This is a genomic window from Chelativorans multitrophicus (assembly GCF_011317445.1).
In the GTDB taxonomy this organism is placed as follows: Bacteria; Pseudomonadota; Alphaproteobacteria; order Rhizobiales; family Rhizobiaceae; genus Chelativorans; species Chelativorans multitrophicus.
The window spans coordinates 987773-1011222 of record NZ_JAAAPL010000001.1; the positions used below are offsets into that span (position 1 = coordinate 987773).

At 62.8% G+C, this 23450-nt stretch carries 12 protein-coding genes; 5 read left to right on the top strand and 7 right to left on the bottom strand.

Annotated elements, in window-relative coordinates:
* Window positions 1-116: 116 nt before the first annotated feature.
* Entirely contained in the window at window positions 117-8894 is an 8778-nt protein-coding gene (locus tag GNP00_RS23275) for an autotransporter-associated beta strand repeat-containing protein (protein ID WP_049764636.1), read from the bottom strand.
* Between the two features lie 69 nt (window positions 8895-8963).
* Entirely contained in the window at window positions 8964-11480 is a 2517-nt protein-coding gene (locus tag GNP00_RS23280) for a beta strand repeat-containing protein (RefSeq protein WP_246259204.1), read from the bottom strand.
* A gap of 741 nt (window positions 11481-12221) precedes the next feature.
* On the opposite strand from GNP00_RS23280, the gene GNP00_RS04920 reads away from it, so the two are divergent.
* The 4 genes from GNP00_RS04920 to GNP00_RS04935 all read left to right on the top strand — a co-directional run bounded on the left by GNP00_RS04920 (window position 12222) and on the right by GNP00_RS04935 (window position 17021).
* Entirely contained in the window at window positions 12222-12824 is a 603-nt protein-coding gene (locus tag GNP00_RS04920) for a hypothetical protein (protein WP_011579927.1), read from the top strand.
* A gap of 526 nt (window positions 12825-13350) precedes the next feature.
* A complete protein-coding gene (locus GNP00_RS04925) occupies window positions 13351-13917 on the top strand; it encodes a (2Fe-2S)-binding protein (protein ID WP_246259203.1) in 567 nt (188 codons plus the stop codon).
* Window positions 13918-14907: an FAD binding domain-containing protein gene (locus tag GNP00_RS04930; RefSeq protein ID WP_011579925.1), complete on the top strand. Its 990-nt coding sequence runs from the start codon at window positions 13918-13920 to the stop codon at window positions 14905-14907.
* Window positions 14907-17021, top strand: coding sequence for a xanthine dehydrogenase family protein molybdopterin-binding subunit (locus GNP00_RS04935; protein ID WP_011579924.1), 2115 nt, complete (start codon window positions 14907-14909; stop codon window positions 17019-17021). Before GNP00_RS04930 ends, GNP00_RS04935 begins: the two co-directional genes overlap by 1 nt.
* Window positions 17022-17082: 61 nt before the next feature.
* On the opposite strand, the gene GNP00_RS04940 is transcribed toward GNP00_RS04935, so the two are convergent.
* On the bottom strand, window positions 17083-18444 hold the full coding sequence (locus tag GNP00_RS04940) for a lactonase family protein (protein WP_166015742.1): 1362 nt from the start codon (window positions 18442-18444) through the stop codon (window positions 17083-17085).
* 115 nt (window positions 18445-18559) lie between these two features.
* On the opposite strand from GNP00_RS04940, the gene GNP00_RS04945 reads away from it, so the two are divergent.
* The gene (locus tag GNP00_RS04945; protein WP_011579922.1) at window positions 18560-19456 is read left to right on the top strand and encodes a LysR family transcriptional regulator; all 897 of its coding nucleotides are present in this window, start codon (window positions 18560-18562) and stop codon (window positions 19454-19456) included.
* Window positions 19457-19475: 19 nt separating this feature from the next.
* On the opposite strand, the gene GNP00_RS04950 is transcribed toward GNP00_RS04945, so the two are convergent.
* The 4 genes from GNP00_RS04950 to GNP00_RS04965 all read right to left on the bottom strand — a co-directional run bounded on the left by GNP00_RS04950 (window position 19476) and on the right by GNP00_RS04965 (window position 23281).
* Window positions 19476-20456 carry a helix-turn-helix domain-containing protein gene (locus GNP00_RS04950; RefSeq protein ID WP_049764635.1) on the bottom strand — a complete coding sequence of 327 codons (981 nt, stop codon included), beginning with the start codon at window positions 20454-20456 and terminating at the stop codon, window positions 19476-19478.
* A 72-nt stretch (window positions 20457-20528) separates the two neighbouring features.
* Window positions 20529-21245, bottom strand: coding sequence for an SUMF1/EgtB/PvdO family nonheme iron enzyme (locus GNP00_RS04955; RefSeq protein WP_011579920.1), 717 nt, complete (start codon window positions 21243-21245; stop codon window positions 20529-20531).
* A gap of 2 nt (window positions 21246-21247) precedes the next feature.
* Window positions 21248-22285, bottom strand: a complete 1038-nt coding sequence (locus GNP00_RS04960) for an aldo/keto reductase (protein ID WP_011579919.1) — start codon at window positions 22283-22285, stop codon at window positions 21248-21250.
* Between the two features lie 60 nt (window positions 22286-22345).
* Window positions 22346-23281, bottom strand: a complete 936-nt coding sequence (locus GNP00_RS04965; protein ID WP_011579918.1) for a helix-turn-helix domain-containing protein — start codon at window positions 23279-23281, stop codon at window positions 22346-22348.
* Between the last annotated feature and the right edge of the window lie 169 nt (window positions 23282-23450).

Genomic DNA, 23450 nt, shown 5'->3' on the forward strand with positions numbered 1-23450 from the left:
AGAGCACAGCCGGCGTCTGGCGCGGACTGGTTGCTGGCGCGAGGCGGTCACGCACGGGTGAACGCCTCGAGGCCATGGATTGCGGTGAGTGCCTGCACGCTTTCAAGACGCGTGGCTCACCATTTCACATTGAAGCCGAGCTCGGCGCCCAGGCCATAATTGTCGCCGGCATCCTTGAACGTGCTGCGGACCGACGCCTCACCAAAGATCGTGAAGCGACCATTGTCGAGGCTCAGCGAACCGCCCAGTCCGAGGCCACCCGACAACGGATGGTTATCGCTGACCACACGCACGCCCGACACATCGACCTGTGAGCCGTCGCTGAAGTCATAATAGACATTGGCGATGCCATAGATATGCGCCTTGCCAACCTGCCCGCCTGCACGCGTCAACTCGTTCTCGTAATCGACGGAGAGCCCCAAGCGGCCGACCAGCCTGTCGCCGTCTTCGAGGGAAACGGCGGCTCCGTACGGATCGATGAAGTCCTCGAAATCGACCGAGGAATGGGCGAGCTGGGCTTGCGGCGTCAGCGACCAACCGTCATTCAGTTCGATCACCTGTCCTGTCTCGATACTGAGCGCGTAACCGAAGGCATCGTTGCCATCGATCAGCGTCCTCCCGAGCGTTGCGGAAGCGAGATCGGCGTCATACCACGTGCCCTGCGCCTGAGCGTCGACATAAAACCCTTCATTGCCGAGCCAGGTGAGCGTGCCCCCGACGCCGTAGCCGGTGGCATTGATCGAGCCAGCGCCGAACCTCGATGAGATATTCGATGATATAGTTCCGTAATGCGCGGTAACGCCGCCCATGAGGACGCCGGCACCGCTCTCGTGGAGCATGCTTTCCATGCCTGCCTGGAGTCTCCAGGTCGTCACGTCATAATCGGTGCCGGTCGTAGACCTCTCAGGATCAACGCTCGCATGCGCTGCCTCGATGCGAGCCCAGATCGGGCTGCCGCCGGCCGAGCCCGTTTGCGCGTCCGCGCCGCTCCAGGACCGGTTGCCGACCCGCTGCTGATAGGTGCCGAGTTCGTTGAAGCTCTGCAGGACGCCTGGATAGGCCTCATAGAGAGGCACGCCGGGCGCATAGAGCGGCTGCGGATCTGGATCGTCCGGATGCAGAGATGCCGAGCGCAGATACCAGTCGCCGTCGTTCGGCGTCGAGACGCCGCCCTTGTAGAGGCGGTATGCATAGGCACCGCCGACCACAGCCTGCTGGCCTTCAAAAACGTAGTCGCCGTCGAGCGAGAATGTGCCGTTCGAGGCGCCGCCCACATCGATGATCCTGATGCCCTCCACCGTCTGCGCACCGGCCCCGTCGAGGTTGATCACCCTGACCTCGCTGGTACCGGAAGTGTCGCCGGTCACGACGAGCCGGTCGGTCGGCGAGGCGTCGTCGCCGAGCACGGCCTCGATCTCCAGCGTGCCGCCGTCGCCCGCGTAATCGCCGGCGACCGTCAGCGTGCCAATAGAATTGCCCGGCGCCACAGTGCCGCCCGCGAAATTGTTCGTATCGCAGACGGTACCTGTACCCTGCAGCCGGCCGCCGTCGCGCACGTTGATCACGCCGCAGAGGCTTCCGTTGACGGCCAGCGTGCCACCTGCCACCGAGGTGGTGCCGGTAAAGGCGGAACTGTCGCCATTGAGCGTCAGTGTGCCGGCGCCGGACTTGGTGAACACTCCAGCGCCGGAAACCGCGCCAGTCGAGGTCAGTATCGTTCCGGCATCAACCAGGAGAGTCCCAGTGCCGGCGATGTTGAGCGAGCGCCCGCTCTCGAAGCGGGCAGTCGTCTGCAGCGTACCGCCGGCAAAGCTGATGGCGCCGCTGGCATCGCCGAGATTGGCATCTACCGAGACCTGCAACGTGCCGCCGTTGACCGCCGTGCCGCCGCTGTGAGTATTGGTTCCAGAAAGCACCAGCGTGCCGAGATCGGTCTTGACGAGCTGTGAGCTGCCTGAAAGGCCGGCGGAAATGGTGGCGACCATGCCCGAGCCTGCATCCGTGCCGTCTCCCACGCGGATCGTGACCACAGGTCCGTCGAGGCCGATCCTGTCACCTTGGATCTCGTAACCGTCGACGGCGAACTGAATCCCGGAGACGACGACCTGGCCGAGACTGTCGTCGACCGTCACGATGCCGGCCGTGCCAGAGAATATGGCAAACGATCCGTCGGTGAAGGCCGCGTTGACCGCGCCGGAGCCGTCGGCCCAGTTGTCGTTGCCGAGCGAGTTCTGCCACACGCCGTCGCCGCCCTGGATGGCACGGTCGAACTTCGGACCTCCTGCTCCGTCCCAATAATTGAGCGTCAGCCCGTTGGTGTTGACGAGATTGACCTGGTTGGCGATAGCGGTCAGGACGTACGTCCCGGCCAACGGCATGACCCCGAGAGTGAGTCCATTGTTGGTCAGGGTGCCGGCGTAATTGAAGAGGCGGTAGATGCCCGGCCCAAAGCTGCCGCCGGCCGTCTCGGTGACGTTCAGCGTGCCATCGAGGGTAAGATTGCCGCCGACGGTGACGAGATCGTTGAGCGCCCCGCCCGCAACATTTGCCTCCCCGAGGGAATAGTTGAGGATCGACCCGCCCGAGAGCGTCAGGTCGCCTGCAATCGCGAGCGTGCCGGGCGTGCCGTCCGCCGCGCCGGGCGATAGTGTCGCCCCGTCGGCGACCGTGACGCTGCCGCCGATCGTACCACCGCCGCCGATCGTCGCACCACCGCCAACGGAGACGAGCCCGGTTGCCGCACTCTGGTCGCCCTCGACATAGAGGCCGCCGGAGGAAACAATGGTCGGGCCGGCATAAGTATTGCTACCCGTCAGCGTCAGATTGGCGCTGCCGGCCTTGGTGAGGCCTCCGGAGCCGCCGACAATGCCGGAAAGGGTCAGGTCCGCATCGGTGAGCAACGTGCCGCCAGCGGCGTTGAGGGTGATGCTGCGGGCCGTCGTCTCGGCCAATGTGTTCTGCAGCGTGCCGCCGTCAAGCGTAATGCCGCCGGCCGCATCGCCGAGATTTGCGTCGCTGGTGAACTGCAGCGTTCCTTCCCGGATAACGGTTCCGCCGGTGTAGGTGTTGGTGCCCGTCAGCACGAGAGTGCCGAGATCGCGCTTGACCAGTTGCGCATCACCCTGAAGCACGGAGGTGATGGTGGCGACATACCCTGCGCCCGGCGCCGTGCCGTCACCGACGCGGATGATCGCCTGCGCCCCGTCGAGCGTGACGGCGTCGCCCTGTATGAGGTAGCCGCCGGAGGCGAACTGCATGCCGGTGACCGCAACCTGTCCGCTGCCGCTGTCGACATCGACCGTACCAGCCGTGCCGCCGAAAATGGCGAAGCTGCCGTTTGAGAACGCCGCGTTGATATTCCCGGTCTCGTCGGTCCAATTGTCGTCGCCGGCCGCCCGCCAGGTGCCGTTGCCGCCCGCAACGAGATCGTCGTCCTTGGGACCGCTGTCGCCATCCCAGAAGTTCAAGGTCATCGAGCTGATCTCGACGAGGTTCACCTGGCCTTCGATCGAAGTCTGAACCACATGAACTGGAGAGCTCTCGGAAAGCCCGAGATCGGTCAGCGTCCCGCCATAGCTGATCACCCGATAGATGCCGGGGCCGAAATTGCCGCCGGGCGTCTCGGCAACGTTTATTGTGCCGTCGAGCGTGAGGTCGCCCTCGATGATGGTCAGATCATTGTAAGGACCCCCGACGACGCCGGCCTGCCCGAAGTTATAATTGAGCGTCGCACCGGCAGCCAGATCGAGATTGCCATTGATGGTGAGCGTTCCAGGCGCAACGCCGAGATCGCCGGGATTGAGAGCGCCGCCATCGAGAATGGCCACGTCGCCACCGATGGTGCCGATGCCGCCCAGGCTACCGCCGACTTCCACAGTCGTGGTGCCGGTCGCCGCCGTCTGGTCGCCATTGATGATGAGAGTTCCCGCGCGCACAGCCGTCGTTCCGGTATAGCTGTTGCCGGCAGTGAGGATTGTGATGCCGCTACCGATCTGCTCGACTGCGCCGCTGCCCGAGATCAAGCCGGAGAACGCATAGCTGTTGCTCCGGTTGAAGGCGAGCGTGCCGTCGTTGGCGACGTTTCCGGTGATAGATCCCGATTCCCCGCCATCGCCGAGCTGCAGCGTGCCTGCGCTGATCGTCGTGCCTCCGGCATAGGTATTGGTGCCGGTGAGCGTCAGGCCGCCGGCGCCATCCTTGGTCAGCGCGCCCGTTCCGCTAATGGTATTGGTCAGCGTCAGGGTCGTTGCCGTGAGCGCCTCGAAAGTGCCGCCAGCGGCATTGAGGGTCACGTTTCGGGCAGCGCTGAAGGAGGCGATGGTGTGCAGCGTGCCGCCATTGAAGGTAAGCCCGCCGGCCGCGTTGCCGAGATTAGCATTGGCCGAGACCTCGACCCTGCCGCCATTGACGAAGGTTCCACCCTGATAGGTGTTGGCGCCGGCCAGTACCAGCGTGCCAGCACCGGTCTTGGTGAGCGCGCCGGTTCCTCCGACCGCGCCATTGAGCGTGAGAGTATCGAGCGCCTCGAAGGTACCGCCGCCGGTATTGAGCGTGACAGCGCGGGACGAAACCACAGCGGCCGTATTGCGCAGTGTACCGCTATCGAAGCTGAGCGCCCCGCCGGCCGCGCCGAGATTTGCGTTGGAGGCGATCTCGATGACACCGCCGTTGATGGCGGTGCCGGACGTATAGGTATTGGTGCCCGAAAGCACCAGCGTACCAAGATCCGTCTTCACGAGCTGGGTTGCGCCGGAAAGGTTCGAGGCGATGGTGGCGACATAACCTTCCCCGTCGGCGGTGCCGTCGCCGACGCGGATGACGGACTGCAGACCCATCTGAGAGCTGTCGTCGATGAGCTCGATGCCATCGCCCTCGATCAGATAGCCGCCGGACGCGAACTGCATGCCCAGCGCCTCGACCTGACCGCCGGTATTGTCGACGTCAACCGTTCCCGCCGTGCCCTGGAAGATGGCAAAGCTCGCATTGGCGAAGGGCGCAGCGAAGATGCCGGTGCTATCGGTCCAGTTGTCGTCGCTGCCGGCGCGCCAGGTGCCGTCGCCGCCGTTGACGGCGCTGTTGGAATGCGGGCCAGCATCGCCGTCCCAGAAGCTCAGCGCCAGGCCCGTCGAGTTGACGAGGTTGACTTGATTGGCAACCGCGGTCTGCACAAAATAGTCGGGCGAAGCGACATTAAGGCCATTGTTGGTGAGCGTCCCGCCATAGTTGAAGATGCGGTAGACGCCGGGACCGAACGTGCCGCCCGAGGACTGGGTGATGTTGATCGTGCCGTCCAGGGTAAGATTGCCCCCGACGGTGATCAGGTCGTTTAGAGCACCGCCGACCACACCCGCCTGGCCGAAATTGTAGTTGAGCGCCGCACTGCTGTTCAGCGACAGGTTTCCATTGATCGCAAGAGTACCCGGCGCGCTGCCGGCATTGCCGGGGCTGAGGGCGCCGAGGACGGTGACACTGCCACCGATCGTGCCGGTCCCGCCCAGGGTTCCCGCAAAGCCAACCGTGGTAGGTCCGGTCGCGCCGGATTGATCGCCGTTGATGATGAGCGTGCCGGCATTGACGCCGGTATTCCCCGCATAGCTGTTGTCACCGGTAAGCGTCGTGATGCCTGTGCCGGCCTTGAGCAGGTTGCCGGTGCCCGAAATCACGCCATCGAAGGTGTATTCGCTGTCAAGGTTGAAGACGAGCGAGCCGTTGTTAGTGACCGTCGGCGTCGCCAGCGCGCCTGCTGTCGCGCCATTGCCGACCTGCAGGGTACCGGCCGAAATGGTTGTGCCGGCACTGTAGCTGTGGTTGCCGGTCAGGAGGAGCAAACCGCCCAAGGTTTTGTTGAGGCGCTCGAACCCGGCAAAACTGCTTCCCTGCAGGGTCAAGGTGGCAGCATTGTTGGCCTGCAGCGTATCGCTACCCGCGCCGCCTGTGACCCCGCCGGCAATCGTGGCGCCATCGTTGAGCGTCAGAGTATCGTTGCCGCCGCCGAGCGCCAAAACGCCCGCGCCCGTGTTAAGCGTGCCAGAGACATCGACCGCATCGTTGCCGCCGGCAAGATCGCCGGTTGCGGTAAGCGTGCCGCCGGTATTGACCTCGATGATGTTGGACGAACCGTCGCCGGTGATCACGGCCGGCAGGCCGTTGCCCTGTATCGAACCATTGACGACAAGGGTAGTCGCCTCGTCGTCGTCGAAGACGATCGTGTCGGCCGTCAGACTCCCGTCGACCTGCAGCGTGCCCTCGGAAATCTTCGCCGTGCCGGCACTGTTCACCGCGGTGAGGACCGTCGTGCCTTCGCCCATCTGCTCGATGATGCCCGGGCCGCTGATCTTTCCGGCGAAATTGACCGTGTCGCTGCGGTTGAAGCCGAGCACGCCCGTCGAGAAGGCGAGGATCACCTCGCCGGTGCCGACATTGCCCGTGGTGCCGCCATTGCCGATGATCAGCTTGCCGTCATTGATGACGGTGTTTCCGGTATACGTGTTGTTGCCGGTCAGGATCCAGGTGCCGGCATCGTTCTTGGCAAGCGTCGTCTTGCCGGCGGTGGCGTCCTGGTCCTGTATGACGACGCCCATGATGTTGTCGCCGGTATAGGTGCCGCCCAGCGCCAGAGTACGCGCGCCGGCGCCCGCGAAACCCATCGTGCCGCCGCCCGTGCCTGTGAAGTTGATTGCGCCGGTGCCCGAGGATTCGATGTAGGTCGCGCCGGTACCGAGCCTGAACAGGCGGTTGGTGCTGTCGCCCGCGCCGACATAGCGAAGATGGCTTCCGGTGTTGATGACCAGACGGGTGTTGTCAGCTGTAGCCGCGCCGATGCTGCTGGCCTGTCCGCCATCGGCGAGCTTCACGACCTCCAGCACGCCACCATTTTGGATCGTGGTGATGCCGGTGTAGGTGCTGGTGGTGTTGGTGAGGCGCCAGGTGCCGGCATTCTCCTTGACGAGGCTCGTCTCCGAGGCGCCGTTGTTGACGATCTGCGCGGCCATGATGTTGGTGGCGGTGTTCGAGCCGCCGAGGCGGAACTGCCGGGTGCCGGTGCCGGCAAAGGCGACGGCAGCCGTGTTGGTGAACTCGAGCGCTCCGGTGCCGTTGTTGTAGATATAGCCGGCCGACGCACCCAGGGTGAAACGGCGGTCGGTGGTATCCCCGTCGCCGACATATTCGAGGCCGGCATTTGCCGGGGCGCCGATGACGAGGTTCGCCGCGTCGTTGGATGATGCACCGATGGAGCTGTCCTGGCCGCCATCCGCGATGCAGGTGACGCGGAGCCAGCCACCGCCAATCGTGGTGGAACCCTCGTAATCGTTCCCGCAGCCGCTAAGAACCTGCGTTCCTCCGCCAATCTTGACGAGATCGCCGGTCGTGCCTGTGATCTTGCCGGCGAAAGACGCGCCGCCGGCGCTCAGCGTCAGCGTTCGCGCGCCGATATCGATCACGCCGCCGGCTGTGTTGTTGTCGCTCAGGGCTTGAACCGTGTTGTTGAAGCCCGTCGTGTCCACCAGGGTACCAGCGAGACTATACAGTAGGCCGGAACCGAAGGCCTGGGCTGAGCCCGCGACCAGGGTGCCGGCTTCCACGGAGGTGGAACCTGTGGAGGTGTTCGTGCCCGAAAGTATCAGCGTGCCGGCGCCGCGCTTGGCCAGACTTCCCGCGCCGACCACGCCGCCTTCGAACTCGAGCTCGGCGGCAGCTTGCACAACGTCGATAACGCCCCAGCCGCCTTGGAGCGTGAAACCGCGGTCTGTCGCCACGTCGCCGCCGGTGTATTGGAGGACGCCGCTGCTCGCCAGCACCAGATTCGTGGAGGCCGCGCTGGACGCGCCGATGCCGCTGGCCACCATGCCGTCGCGGATGCAGTTTGTGATGATCGTGCCGCCGTTGATTGTGGTCGGCCCGGTATAATCGTTGGCGCATCCGGAAAATGTCTGTGTGCCGCCGCCCTCCTTCGTCAGGCCGCCAGTACCGCTGATCGTTCCCGAGAAAGTGGAGCTGTATCCGTTCGTGAGTGTAAGCGTGGCGGAGCCGAGCGACACGGCACCTGTCCCGATAAGACCGCCTATGCTGTTGTTGAAACCGGCGAGGTCCAGCGTGCCACCGGAATTCACCGTCGTCCATGTCGCTGTGTTGCCGAAAGCCTGGGTGGATCCCGCCCGCAGGATGCCGCTGTTGACAAGATTGCCGCCGGTATAGGTGTTGATCCCCGAAAGGACGAGCGTGCCGGGACCTTCCTTGCGCAGCCTGCCGGTTCCCGTCACCGCGCCGCTCATCGTCAGCGTGGTGCCGGCGTTGGCCACGCCAAAGCCACTTCCCAGATCGGCTAAGCCACTCAGCGTAAAGCCTCGGTTGCTGGCTGCAGTGGCGCCGGTGCCGATATAATTGAGAGTGGCGCCGTTCTGGATGACTAAATTGGCTGAATCGGTACTTGCGGCACCGATGCTGCTGTTTTCGCCGCCATTGGCGAGGTATGAGGCCGCCAGCGTGCCGGTGCTGACGGTGGTAATGCCAGTGTAGTTGCTACTGGTGCTGGTGAGCGTCAGCGTGCCCGCGCCTTCCTTGGTCAGGCCCGCCGCGTCATCGCTGACGATCGCACCGCCGATCGTCAGATTCGTGCCGGCCTGCGTGACACGGATCAGGTTCTCGGCGACGGCGCCGGAGCGCATGAGGGTCATGCCGCGATCGGTTTCGTCCGTGCCGCCGGTATAGCTGAACCTGCTGGCCTCAAGGACGAGATTTTGCGGATCCGCCGACGACATTCCGATGCTGCTGGCGACACCGCCATCAGCGAGCGTACCGACCTCCAGCGTACTGCGCGTGACCCACGTGGCACCCTCATAGGTATTGGCGGCATTGCCGAGCACGACCTTGCCGGCGGCCGTTCCCGTCCCCATCACGGTGAGCCCTGTCGCCCCGCCATTGTTGACGATGGTCGAGCTGATGGTGAAGGTGCCGGTGCTGTTCTACTGGATGCCCAGGACGCCGCCGGCGGCCCCGCGTATCGAGCCGCCCTGGATGGCCAAGCTGTTGCTGCCCACTTGGTCGCCCACGATGATAGCGCCGTCGACGCCGAGTGTCTTTTCGTCGGCGACCGTCACCGTGGAATCCCGCGCCGCCGCGTAGCGCAAGCCGCCGAGTTGCACCACATCATCGCCGCCGGCCTCGTCCACGATGCCGTAGAACGGCGTATTGGCGTCGCCATCCGTGTCGGCGACGATTTCGCCGTCGCTCCACGACGCCGCGTCGTCCCCCAGCGCGTAATTGGTGAAGGCCACGATCTCGTTCTGGTCGTTCACATCGGCATAGTCGCGGCCGTTGACGGTGGCCCAGCCGCCGAGCTCGGTGTCTGCCGAAACGGTCATCTTGGCGCCAGCGCCGATGCTGAAGTCGACGATGCCGGCGTCGCGGGTGACCTCGCCCAAATTGACGGTCGCATTGGTGGCGCTGATCGTGTTGCCGCCGCCCCCGATCTCGAGCCCGTTGAAGGTCTGGGTGTTGCCTTCGCCGGCGACGCCCGTCACCGTCAGCGTGCCGCCCGACATGTTGAGCGCCGAGGAGGCGGAGATGATATCGGACGTGGGGCCGCCGGTCCCGACGAAGCTCAGTTCCAGCGTGCCGCCTGAGATATTCGTCGCGCCCGCATACGTGCTCTGTCCGGTCAAGGTCTGCTTGCCGGCGCCGGTCTTGTAGAGACCGCCGTCGCCCGTGATGCTGCCGGCATAGACCGCGTTTACGCCGTCGGCGGTGTCGAGCGTAAGGTTGCCGGTGCCCAGCTTCACCTCGCCGCCCAAGCCATCAAGCCTGCCGAAGGTGTAATTGTGATTGTTGAGGTCGAGCACGCCGCCATCGACCACGACGGTTCCCGACGCGCCCAAGGCCGATGCGCCGCCAGCGCGTAGCGTGCCGCTCTTGACGGTGGTGCTGCCCGTATAGGTGTTGGCGCCGGAAAACACCCAGGTACCGGCGCTGTTGATGACGACACGGCCAGTGCCACTGATGGGGCCTTCTATCCTGTTTTCATCGTCGGAGGTGCCGCTGAGCGTGAGCACTTCGACGGTGGGGCCGGGATTGAACACCATTGCGCCGGAGAGAGTCAGCGCGCCGTCGCCGTCGTGCTGCAAAGTGGCGGCAGTCGAGAAATACCACGTGCGGTCGCTGCTGTCGCCGTCGCCCGTATATTGCAGCGTGCCATTGTTGATAATTATATCGTCGCCGGTTCCCGCGCCGAGCGAGCTGTTCACCCCGGCGTTGGAAAGCTTCCCGACGCTGACGACGCCGGCCCCGGTTATGGTCGCAGTTCCCGTGAAGCTGTTGGCGTCGCCCAGAGTCATTGTGCGACCCGAAGCCGCGGTGAAGACAGCTGAGCCGGCGCCGCTGATTTCGCCCTGCAGATCGAAGTCCGCGCCGACGGCTTCGAAATTAGTGCGCTGCAGCAGGCTGATGTCGCCGCTGAGCGTCAGCGTTCCCGTGCCTTCATTGAGGAAACGACGAGCCCCGTCACCCGACATTACCCAGTCCCGGTTCGAGCTGTCGCCGCCGCCAATATAACGTAGGAGCGAAAGATCTCCTCTGGTGAACGTAATCGTTCCGCCGGCGCCCAGCGAACTCGCGTCGCCGACGTCACCAACAGAGGTGAAAAAGATACTAGCGTTGCTCCCGAAATAGCCGCTGAGCGTCGTCGTACCGGTAAAGTCGTTCTCATCATTGTTGAGCGTCACCCCGCCAAAGGCGTTGAGATTGCCCGAACCTGTGAACTTCGCCGATCCCACGCCGTTGCCCTGTACGGAGAGCGTCGTGCCTCCCGCAATCAATACGACGCGGTCCTCCATCGAGCCCGACTCGACGTTCAGTATTGCGTTGGCCGTGGTCGTGATCGTGTTGCTGGCTGCGCCGAGCGCGGCATTGCCACTGGCCTGCAATGTGCCGCCGCTCAGCGTTATCCCGCCGCTGAACGTGTTCGTCCCAGTCAGGGAAAGCGTGCCCGTGCCGGTCTTGGTCAGGCCTGCCGACCCGGCGACGACAGAGTTGATAGTCTGGGTGCCAGTGCCTGTATCGATGGTGGGCGTCGCGCCGGCCAGGGTGAGCGTATTGCCGGTAAACGTATAGCCGCCGGTTTGGAAAGTGATGTTATGGACGGTAATGGGTGCGCCGAGCGTCACCGTGCCCGCAGTGCCGCCGAAGATGGCGTTGTCGATCGTACCGGGGACGATGCCTCCGTTGTTCCACGCGGCGTTGAAAGGGCCGCTGGTCCCGTCACTGTTGGGACTCCAGTTAAAGTTGCTGACATCCCAGACGCCGGTGCCGCCCCAGCCGGCGCCGTTCTGGTTGGCGTCCCAGTATCTGTCGGCAGCTTCCGCTGGATTGGCGAGGGCACCAAGCAATACCGCAGCCAGCATGGCGGCTGACGCGCGCGCCGCGCATGAGAATAGCTCCGCGGCATGCGGCGCATAACTCGCCGCCATGCCCTTCCACTTGGTCATGCGCCCGCCGCGCAGAAGACGCGAGAACCCAGCATGGCGCATCGCCTGCCCTGCCCGATCTGATCTGCTCAGCCCGGCACAAGCCGCACCCTCGGAGTTCCGCCGCATTTTCCTGCCCCCATCATACATCGCAGCCGAATGCCGCGCCCGCCAACCGATCTCACCCTCGCTCAGGATGCCGACTCTTGCCTCAGGCGGGTTTGTCTGAACCCGGTGAGATCGGTGTTTCCTCGAATCATCTCCGCAGAGACAATCCGACGGCAGAAGGCAACACGTCGGCGTCGGCGGGTCTTTCAAGAAAACTTGGTTTTTACAAAATACTCCGGCGCATCAATCATATGCTTTAGAAAAGCTTATTGATGTTGCGGACAAGTCACTGCCTGCGCTGCGAATTCTTCCGAGCGATGTCGAGTTGCGCGTAGCCGAAAGCTGCTCCCGGCGCGCCAAACCGCGATCGTGCAGCATCGCGGCGGATCGACCAATGGCAAGTGGTCACTGGAAATCGACGCCGACAATCCGCAGATCTTAAACTTTCCATCATCCGCCGCACTGGCACGGACAGCGTATGACGGCATGGCCTACATCACGCCGCGGGTGAAGCTGGAGTTTGGCCCGCGCGGCGCCCCAATGGCCCGATTCCGGAAATCGTGACAAAGAAAGGCCCAATGCTCGTTGGATGTAATAGGAAGCCGGACCAAGACACGCGGTTCACCAGAAAGCTTGGAACCTTTAGGGGGCACAATGATCGAACAGTTCTGCACCATGCGTCGCGAGAAATTGAACAATTCCGCAATCGTCGCTCTCGGCCTTGTGGTCGCCCTTTCTCTGCCCGGTCATCGGGCGCTGGCACAATCGGCGCCATCGGGCGGCACTTTTGCCCCAAACGGCCTCATCCGCATAGCGCATGACAACATTGTCACGGTGATTGCTTCCCAAAGGTGCCGTGCGCAGGTGGAGTCGACTCTCGCCACGACGGTCGCCGCGGAACTTCATGCTGACGCAACACAGATCCGTGTCGAAACAGATCCAAGCGACACGAACAAAAGCAAGCCTGCCCCCGAAGGATCTGCGACGGTCAACGGCCACGAGTGCCGCCAATCTTGGGACGAGTACCGCCGTGCCGCTGCCATGGCACGTATGATGCTCGTTGCCGGTGCGGCAGCCAAGTGGGACGTTGCGGCGAGCGAAATCTCCATCCGATGCGGCGTGGTGCGGCATGAAGCATCGGGTCTGGAAACAACCTTCGGCCCATTGGCGCCAGTCACTGCTGTCATGCCGACCCCTACTCAGGTCGTACTTGCCGATCGACGAGACGAGTGCGTCCGCCCTCCAGTGCAGCGTTGAGCGGATTCAGCACACGACAAAATGCTCCAAATGCACACTGAACCATGTGCGCCGGAACCTTAAGTGCCTCTGCAGCCCCTGCCCTGAGACTATTGGGATACCGTAAATCACCAATTTGATCGGCATCCGGAGTCGACAACGCGGCACGTCACGCCTCAAGTAGACGGGACAGCTTGAAAACCGCCAAGATCAGCAAAAAGCGTCGGGCAGCATATGGCGCTCATTGGCCCGGCGAGGCACCACGCGGACGCTGCAGATGTCGCGCTGGCGGGGAAGCGCTTGGCAGAATTCAGCCGCACAAATGTCATTTCAGCCACCGCCAATCCGCTACAAAATGAAACATGTGAGGCTCGGCACCTGGATCAACAAAGATGCCAGTCTTGAAGAGCTTCGACAGCAAGAATGTTCAATACAAGCGTGTCCGATGCGCCAACCATAGGAACGCACGCAAGACGAATAGAAGAACAGCCAGAAACACGATCGTGAGCCGGTTATGAGTCCTTCCGAAATTACGAGACGTCAGCTGATGGAGCTCAGCGCAGTAACCAGCGCGGCCGCGCTCCTTCCCACCATCAGTGTTCGCCGGGCAGAGGCCACTGCTCAGCCGTCGCCCGCCGCGGCCCAAAAAACCACGCTCGATTTGCACGTCAATGGCGCGGTGCATCCGGTCTCCGTCGAGAATCGAGCAACGTTGCTCGATGCTCTTAGAGACACAATTGGCCTGACCGGCACGAAGAAGGGCTGCGACCGTGGCGAGTGCGGTGCCTGCACGATTCATATCGACGGGCGCAGAGTTCTCTCCTGCCTGACGCTTGCCGTCATGACGGATGGGCGGGAAATCACCACGATCGAAGGGCTTGCAGAGGGCGATCAGCTTCACCCCGTGCAGACCGCTTTCATCGAACATGATGCGTTCCAATGCGGCTTCTGCACCTCCGGACAAATCATGTCCGCCGTGGCGTGTATCCGGGAAGGTCACGCCGCCTCGGATGACGAGGTCCGGGAATTCATGAGCGGAAATATCTGTCGTTGTGCCGCCTATCCGCAGATCGTAGCGGCCGTTCGCTCTTGCTCCGGGATGGAGGAGATCTGAATGGGGCCGTTCGCGATTGCAAGAAGCTCCTCCCTCGATGATGCTTTGGAGGCGACCGCACAACCCGGCGCCATGCTCATCGCAGGTGGCACCGAAGTCCTCAACTGGCTGAAGGAAGGGATAGTCGCTCCCTCCCTACTCGTCGACATCAATGCCGTTCCGGGCTTGGCCGACGTCCAGGCGGACGCCAGCGGCCTTCGGATCGGCGCCTTGGCACGGATGAGCGATGTTGCCGCTCATGAGCTCGTGCAGCGGGACTATCCGGCTATTTCGCAAGCGCTCCTGAAAAGTGCTTCGCCCCAGATCCGCAACATGGCGTCCATGGGCGGCAATCTGCTTCAGCGGACCCGTTGCGCCTATTTCCGGGCGGACACGCCGCTGCCCTGCAACAAGCGGGTAGGGGGAACCGGCTGCTCGGCCCGGCTGGGGGAAGACCGCGCAGCCGCCATCTTCGGCTGGACCGACCATTGCATCGCCACCCATCCCTCCGACGTGGCGGTCGCGTTCGCTGGATTGGATGCCTCGGTTGAGCTCCTTTCAGCGCAGGGCGTGCGGACCGTCGCTTTGGATGGCTTTCACCTCGTGCCGGACAGAGCCCATGCATCCGAAACCGTTCTTCAACCGGGCGAGATGATCCGGGCGATCCATGTACCGGCATCTGCGGCAGCACGAAACTCTTGCTATTTGAAGGTGCGCGAGCGCGCTTCCTATGAGTTTGCTTTGGTCTCTGTCGCGACGGCCTTCGAGAACGACGCCGGTACTATTCGAGGCGCGCGCCTGGCAATGGGTGGCGTGGCGCACAAACCATGGCGCCTGCGCGCGGCGGAGGCCGCACTCGAAGGCACGTCGATCGCTGACGATGCCGCTCTCCGCCGGGCCATCGAGCAATCCTTCGCCGAGGCGCGGCTGGGACGTCACAACCGCTTTAAGGTCGAATTGGGCATACGCGCTGCGGTGCGGGCCGTCCAAATTGCAGGAGGACGCGCCTGATGAGTGCTATCGGCGTCGCAACAAACAGGGTCGAAGGGCGAGCAAAGGTCACCGGCGCTGCCCGCTACACGGGCGATATCGTGGCCGAAGGCCTGGTCCACGGCTTCATCGTCGGAAGCACCATCGCCAGCGGGCGCGTGCTCGATATCGACTTTTCGAGGGCGCGCGAGGCCGGCGGAGTTCTCCGGGTGTTCACCCATCTGGACATGCCGAGGCTGCGGAGCCTCGCGAGTCCGCCCGCAGGCGACACGCATCTCCCGATGCAAGACGACAGGGTTCTCTACGAGGGTCAGCCGGTCGCCGTGGTGGTGTCAGAAACCTTCGAGCAGGCGCGTGAAGCCGCGCGGCTGGTTGAGGTTACCTATGATCGGAGTGACTTCCTAACCGACTTCGCGGGCAATCTCTCGCGAGCGGAGCACAGGCCGCTCTACGGCATGCCCCCGGACACGCAGCACGGCGATCCCGACACGTTCATGCAACGTGGTGACGTCGTCGTCGGAGCCACCTATGCCACCGCGGACCGGCATCATGTGCCGATGGAGCCATCCGTCACCATGGCAATGTGGCATGGAGAGCGGCTGATCCTGCGTGATGCCGTACAAGGAGTGATGTTGACCCGCAACACCGTCGCGCAGGCGCTCGGGATTGAACCTTCACAGGTTGAGGTCCAATGCGAGTTCGTCGGCGGTGCATTTGGCTGCACGGGTTTTATTTGGTCGCATCAGCTCCTCGCGGCAGCTCTTTCTCGCGAAATTGGGCGACCACTTCGTCTCACCCTCACGCGTGCACAAACCTTCACGGCGCATGGCTATCAGCCAGCCTCCGTACAGACCGTTCGGCTGGCCGCCACTCAAGATGGGGCACTTCTCGCCACACGCCACGACAGCCTTCTGGCGGGCTCGGTCGCAGGCGGGCACGTTGAGCCCGTCGGTTGGGGCACGCGCTCGGTCTATGCGTGTGACAATGCCGCGGTCACCCATCGCGTCGTCCGGCTCAACAAGGGCAATCCGACGCCGATGCGATCCCCGATCGAGGGTATCGGCATGGTCGCTACCGAAATCGCAATGGACGAACTCGCATTCGAGCTGGGAATGAACCCGCTGGAACTCAGGCTGCGGAACTACACTGATACGGATCTTGCGCATAATAGACCCTTCTCACTGAAGCGGCTGCGCGAATGCTACTCGGAAGGGGCGCGCCTGTTCGGCTGGCCGCAAACCCTCCCACCGCCGGCCACGCTCCAGGACGGGCGGGAGCTCGTCGGCTACGGCATGGCCACCGCGATCTTCCAGACATTCCGGAGCGAAGCCTCAGCCCGTGTCACAGCACTTCAATCCGGTCGCATTCGGGTGGAGACCGGAACACAGGAGATCGGCGGCGGTACCTATACGGTGCTCGCGCAAGTGGCCGCTGAGGTTCTCGACGTGCCTGTGGCCAACGTGGACGTGGTGATCGGCGACACCCGCCTGCCGGAAGGACCGATTTCGGCGGGCTCGCGCGTGACGCTTAGCGCGGGCTCAGCGGTCCAAGCCGCGGCTCGAAACCTCCTGACCCGCTTTGGTGAGGTCGGGCGGCCCAACGGCGAAAGTCTCGCGGCAGCGTTGCAGCGGCTCAATCTTGACGAACTCTCAGCGGATGGCCGGTGGCAACCCGAGCAGGAGAGCCGTTTCTCGCTCTACAGCTTTGGCGCTGTTTACGCGGAGGTCGGTGTCGACAAGGACCTGGCCATTCCGCGCGTCCGGCGGGTTGTTGGCGTCTACGACGCAGGAAAGATCATCAATCCGAAGGCAGCACGAGGTCAGATGACCGGCGGCATCATCTGGGGGATCGGCCAGGCGCTCTTGGAGAAATCCGAGATGGATCATACGCTTGGCCGGTTTCTCAGCAAGAACCTCGCCGGCTACCTGGTGCCGGTGAACGCTGACGTGCCCGACATCGAAGTCCAGTTCATCGATGGCTTTGACGCCGAGGCAGGACCGCTCGGAGCGCGGGGGATCGGCGAGCTCGGCGGCATCGGCATCGGAGCCGCTATCGCCAATGCCGTTTTCCACGCGAGCGGTCGCCGTGTGAGATCGCTTCCCATCCTTCCCGAGCATTTCCTCGGACAGACATGACGGCGCCAGATGACAGCAGAAGATGACACCATCATCCGAGTGAGCCGCCTTCAAGCGTCTGCTATTGCCCGCCGGCGATGTCGACGTGGTGAACACCGTGCGGCAACGGAATGCGGCCGAGACGTTCCAGGGCAGGATTATCGCCTTTGATGACGTGGAACACTTCGAGGCCCGAGCCTACGCTGTCATCCGCGCCGTCATGCCCATGAAATACCGTGGCCAGGAAGTGATCGCCCGTGAGATCAAACGTGCCGCCTTCAGGAAGAACGCCCTCGAACGGATAGTCACCGATCTTTGTCAGGGCGCCGGCTGAGCTGTCGAAAGCGAGCAAGGTGACTGTTCCCTCCGGCTGGAAACGATCGGTATCGGTGGGAAAAGCGGTGCCGCGCATGTTCACCGTTGCGACAAACCTGCCGTCAGGACTGACGGCCAATCCTTCGGCGGCGACATCCGTTTCGACGCTGGCGATCCGCTCGTGACGTTCGTCGTCGCCTCGGCGAGTGCGATCGGCCAGGCGGATAACACTGATCGCCGACGGCCTGTCCGGGATGCGGCCGGCCAGGTCGGTGGCGGTGAAGTTCCTACCCCAGTCGGAGGTGAGATAGAAGCCGCCGTCCGGTGTGAACCGCCCGACGAAGGGGTCTGCTCCTGTCTCGACTATATTGCCCCACGGGCGCAGGCCCGGTCTTCCGTCCTCATCCGTCAGCTCGAAGAAGGCGACGCGGTTCTGCGTGTTGATATTGACGGCAAGGAAGCGTCCGGAGGGGTGCCACTGCACGTTGGTCGCCGTCACGCCGCCTCGCGGTCCGCCAGCCGAGCCCCGCACGCCGAGTTCATCCAGATCGATCCGCGTCACCTCGCCGAACCTGCCGCCGTCGTAGGGCACGATCTGCAGAAAGCTCGCTTCCGCCGTGTTGGACACCACGGCGACCAGTCGGCCATCTGGACCGATCGCAAGAGCCTCCGGAAAAGCGGCCAGTTCCGCCGTATCGGCGAGCCGCGGTTTTGCCTCGTCTGTAAGGTCTGCCGCGAACAGCCTGTTGCCGGGCGGCAGATCGGCCACCGTATCCCCTCCCTCCAGGCGTTCGCCCAGGCGCTCGGTTACAAAGGCCGTCCGGCCATCGCGCGTGAGCGCTAGAACCTCCGGCGCGGCGGTCACCGAGTTCGACAGCGGAAGGCTACCCGAGACAAGACGACCATCAGCGATGGACAGGATGGTGAGAAGATCGCGATGACCCGCCTCGCGCGGCGCAAGACGTCCGGTCGCGTAGGTCTGGCCGACGAAGTCGCCGTCGGAAATCACAGCGATCGTCGATCCGGATATGCGGCCGACGAGTTCGGCCGGATCAGCCATCGCCGGGAAGCTCAAGATGCTGCTCATCAATGCGGCCGCAAGACCTGCGGCAAGGCGATTTCCGGGCATAGAACGCTCCTTCTGTTCGACGAGGCTTCGTCAGATTGAGTGGACGATGCCACGGGTACTGATTAGTATCCAATTCGAATACCCCGCCCTGTGATAAGGCAATGCTTTCTCCGCCATGGACATTCGTTCGCTTGCTTGCTTTGTTGCCGTCGCTGAAGATCTCCATTTCCGGAGGGCTGCCGAACGCCTTCACATCACGCAACCGGCTTTAAGTCAGCGCATTCGAACACTTGAGCACGAGGTTGGAGCGGCGCTTCTGGAGCGAGATCGACGCCATGTGCAGCTCACGGCAGCCGGTGCAGCGTTCCTCGAGCCCGCGCGTACGGCGGTGGCCAACGCCGCCCAGGCAAAGGCACAAGCACTGAGAGCCGTCCGTGGTGAGGTCGGCCGGCTCCGGCTCGGGTTTACGGTGATAGCCTTCTACAGCGCTCTTCCCGAGGCCGTGCGGCTTTATCGGAATCGATTCCCGGATGTTGCCGTCGAACTCGCGGAGATGAACTCCCCAACGCTGGAACGATCTCTCGCTGCCGGCGAAATCGATCTCGGCATTCTTCATCCGCCAATCGAGACTCCTGGTCTGTCGGTTCGAGCGCTTCGATCGGAGAGGCTCATGCTCGCCTTGCCGGAACACCACGTTTTGGCGGCACAGCAAACCATTTCCGTGCGTGATCTCGACCGTCAGCCGTTCCTCATGGCACCTCGGGAAATCGGGCCCAGTATCCACGATCGAACTGTCGCTCTGTTCAGGAACGAGGGCATCAGCCCGCACATCGTGCAGTATGTCACCCCGATGACGACCCTGGTCGGGCTGGCCGCGGCTGGTACCGGCGTCGGGTTTGTAACGGAAGGCATGGCCAACGCAGGCCGGCCCGGAGTGGCATTTCGTCCCGTATCTCCCGCCGCTCCGTCTTTACCGGTTGCCGCCGCTTGGGCAGGATCGTTACCTTCTGTGACTGCGGAACGATTTTTCGAAGTGGTGGCCAGCCTTGAACCCGAACTGGACGAGCGCTGAGGTTCGCTAGTCCCTTTAGCTAACACGCAGGAGCCTGCGGTTCGAAGGAGCGGTTCCAGTGCAGCCATGCGTCCAGGTAGCGCTGCGGCGTGACGCCGACTTGGCGGCGGAAATGGCGAATGAAATGGGGTTGGTCGCTGAAGCCGAGATCGTGGGCGATTGCGGCTGCTGAATTCCCGCCTTTCAAGAGCTCCTTCGCACGCTCGATGCGCAGGTGGTTCTGGTAGGCATGCGGCGGTAGACCGAACGTCTGGCGGAACAACCTGCTGAAATGGAATGGACTCAGTCCCGCTATTGCGGCGAGTTCCTCGAGCGATGGATTCGCCGCGATCTGATCATGCAGATAGCTGCGCACGATCTCGAGTCCGCTGGAGTGGCGCGTGCAACGGGGCACACGAGTGCTGCTCAGATTCCGGGCAAGAAGTTGGACAACCAAGTCGCGAAGCAGCGATGAGGCCTCGAGCCTGCTCATCGGACTTGTGAGTTCCGCGTGCGTGCAGGCGAACGACTGCCAGATCGCTGGGTCCGCAATAATGTGATCTCGGAAGTGCGGCGCATTCGATGGACGCCCCGTGATATCCTCATAAATCGCCTGAAGCGCGGCCGGGCTGATGACGATGACCCGATAGCTTGAATCGTTCACGCCGTCGAAGGCGCAGAAGCTTGTCTCGCCCGGCTCTGCATACTGGAGGTGCCCCGATGTCACGATGTGATCGATACCTCGGTATCGACACGCCCAGTGGCCTGATCCGGCAATTCCGAAGCGATAATCCTCATGAAGATGCCGCAGGGACGACCTGGCGGTGTTCGTTCCCCAGCAGAGCTCGACGGGGGCTCCACCCTGTAGCTGCCTCACAGCGAAGGTCGGTTCTACGGTGGACCTTGCCGATGGATGAGTTTCTGAGGGCTGAACCTCGCGCTCGGCCACCACCGCAGAGAGCGGAGCCGAATGCGTTTCCATCCGTGAAGAGGAATCGGTGCGGCCGGATTCCTCATCCATTTGGCTACTCCTGCACGATGGGTTGCATCGTGGCATCAAGTCGAGCGCGAGATTCGGCGTCCGGCCGCCAGATCATGAAGGGGGCGGGTATACACAGCGGAACCCGACATAGACTGCGTAGAAATCAGATGGCTTCCACTGCATGGCCTCGGCTGTCGCCTGTTCGCTGCCGTACCACCACGAGCCCCCAGCGGTGAGTGCCTCGTCACCCTGCCGATCCGCGATCCATTCCCAGACATTCCCTCCCATGTCGTGGAGGCCGTTGACACCTGGAGGCGTCGATCCGACCGGCGCATGGCGCGGCCAAGGATCGTCCTCCCGCGTGTTCATGCCCTCCGCGGTTTCGCCGGAGGGAAAGCGATAAGTTCGGCCGGTCTCGAAGCCGGCCACCGACGATCGCGTTTCTGTGTAGGCGGCAAGGCGCCACTCCTGTGCAGTTGGGAGTCGGCCGCCCCGCCAGCGGCAATAGGCGGACGCCTCTTCCCAGCTCACATGCACGGCAGGCTCATCGAGTGAGGCCGGTTCAGCGCCGAACGGGCGATAGACGATCCACCCGGACCGGCGCTCCCAACCCGAGCCCCATTCGAAGCCGCCGCCGGATTTCTCGGCTGCGGTCTCGAGCCCGGTCGCATCGGCAAATTCGCGGAACTGCCGGATTGTGACCTCGGTCGCATCGATTTCGAACGCGCCGATCGTGACACGTTCGCCGTCTTCCGACCGCGCCGGTGATCCAATGCCAACAATGATGCCGATCACCAGCAGGGCTTTGCTTCCGAGTCGACCGCCCACCTTCAGGTCCTCCTGAATGGCCAGGTGACGACCCCGCCATAGTTCTTTCCCGGATACGGCGGCTGACGTAGCGTGGCGCCAAATCCCTCGATCCCTTCCATGTGCTCGACCATCCTCGCTCGCATGGCCTGGTCCGGCAGCTCACCGTAGAGCGCGCCCATGTTATCTGTCAGATGCTCGGGATTGCTCGTCGCAGGTATGACATTGGTGACGGCCGGATGCGCGATGATGAACTTGAGGAAGAACTGCGCCCAGGTTTCCGCACCGAAGTCGGCCGCGAATTCGGGTAGCGGCCTGCCTTCTACACAGGTGAAGAGCCGCGCCTTCTCGAACGGAATGTTGATCTGGACGGCAACGCCGTTGTCCGCGCAGGCCGGCAAGATGCGCTCCTCCGCCTGGCGGGAGAAGATCGTGTAATTGACCTGCACGAAATCGAGATCACCGGTGCGGATAAGCCGCTCCATCGTGTCGTAGTATTCCGGGCTCCACTGCGTGACACCGATGTACCGGACCCGCCCTTCACTCTTCCATCGCCGAAGCGCGTGCAGGACTTGATCGACGTTCTCCAGACTGTGAACTTGCTGGACGTCCATTCTGTTGCGCCACAGCCGTTCCATCGAGCGGCGGAGCTGCGCCTCGGAATGGCTGTCATCCGAGAGCCATTCGCCAGTCGTCCATGTCTTGTTGGTGATGAAGAGGTCGTCGGCGATGCCGAGCTCGGTGGCAAAGTCGCCGACGCTCACTTCCGACATGCCATAGAGCGGCGACGTGTCGACTACCCGTCCGCCAGCCGCATGAAAGCGGCGCATGATCTCTCGGATGTGCTCGCGCGGCTCGCCGGGCAAGACATCGAACGTCTCGAAGGTGCCAAGGCCAACGACAGGAATTTCCTCCCCCGTCTTGGGGATTGCGCGCCTGATGATTGGCCGCTCAGTTGCCTGCTGCGCAAAGGCTTGGCCGCCAGCCAGCGAACCAATCGCCATCGATCCAATCGCTGCACCCGCAGCCTGCAGGATTGTGCGCCTGTGAACTCGTGTCATCATGCTCTCCGTACCTGGTTTACAGGCCTGGGGAGTAGACCTTTTGCTGCGGATGGTCGCTCACGATCCTGACCTGGGTCGCACAGAGCTGATGTTTTCCGCAATTGTGCCTGCAGATTCTCGAACACGTTTGATTGATACTGGATAATTCGAGGGGGAGCAGCCGACGGCCTTACGGAAAACACGTGAAAAGTAAGTTGGACTTGAAAAGCCGACCGCCACTGCAAGTTCAGCGGTATTGATCGGGTGCTGGTTGAGTATTTGAATGGCGCTTTGGATACGCAGCTCATTTATGAACTGCAGAGGCGTTTTTCCGGTCGTCGCGCGGAAGGCGCGATGAAAATGACCCTCCGACAGCCCCGTCAGTTTGGCCAGCATCGAAACCCGGACCTCTCCCGGCAACTGAGCCACGATGTAGTCCGTGATGCGGCGGATCGCCCATGAGGGCAACCTACGAAGACGCTCAGTAACCGCTCTGCTTTCAGTCTGATAGCGGACCCGTAGGTGGTGAATGAGAGCGGTTAGCATCGCGTCAAGATATGGGAGATTGAGATGACCATCCCGAACTTGGTACCACGCGAGTTGACCCAGAAGGGCACTCAGGAAACGGTCGTCGCGGGTGCTGAACGCATCGATATGCACGCCCCCTGTCATGTCCTCGAAATGATCAGGCGAGATCGCAATGCTGGCCCAGCGCCATGACACGGCTTCAAGTCTCAGGCGACGCTGGGAATTCGCGGGTAAGAAGGAAACCGATCCTGGCGCGTCAATACCGTCGTACCGATACCCGCAATCGGTCACGTAAGAGTGGCGAGCGGCACCGCCTTCCAAGGTGACCATGAGGAGATGGCAGGTAGAAAGGATCGAGCCCTCAACTAGTTCTGTGTAATCGCGACGCGCGACGTCAAATTGCCCGCTTGACCAAAGAAAGGTGCTTTGTTCGTGCGCCCGTGAGCTGAGGTTTCGCAAATAACTCGTATGCGCAACGGCATTCATCGTGTTTACCTTTTGACGCCCTCACGTGGCGACCTTGGCATCGCCTTTGCATAATTCTAATTCGTAGACTCGCTGCTGTGATAGCGATGCCTAATCAGAATCCGCGCCTTCGCCCTGCTGAGACAGGATTTCGTCACGATGGCGTTGATACTGCGGACCGAGGCGGTTG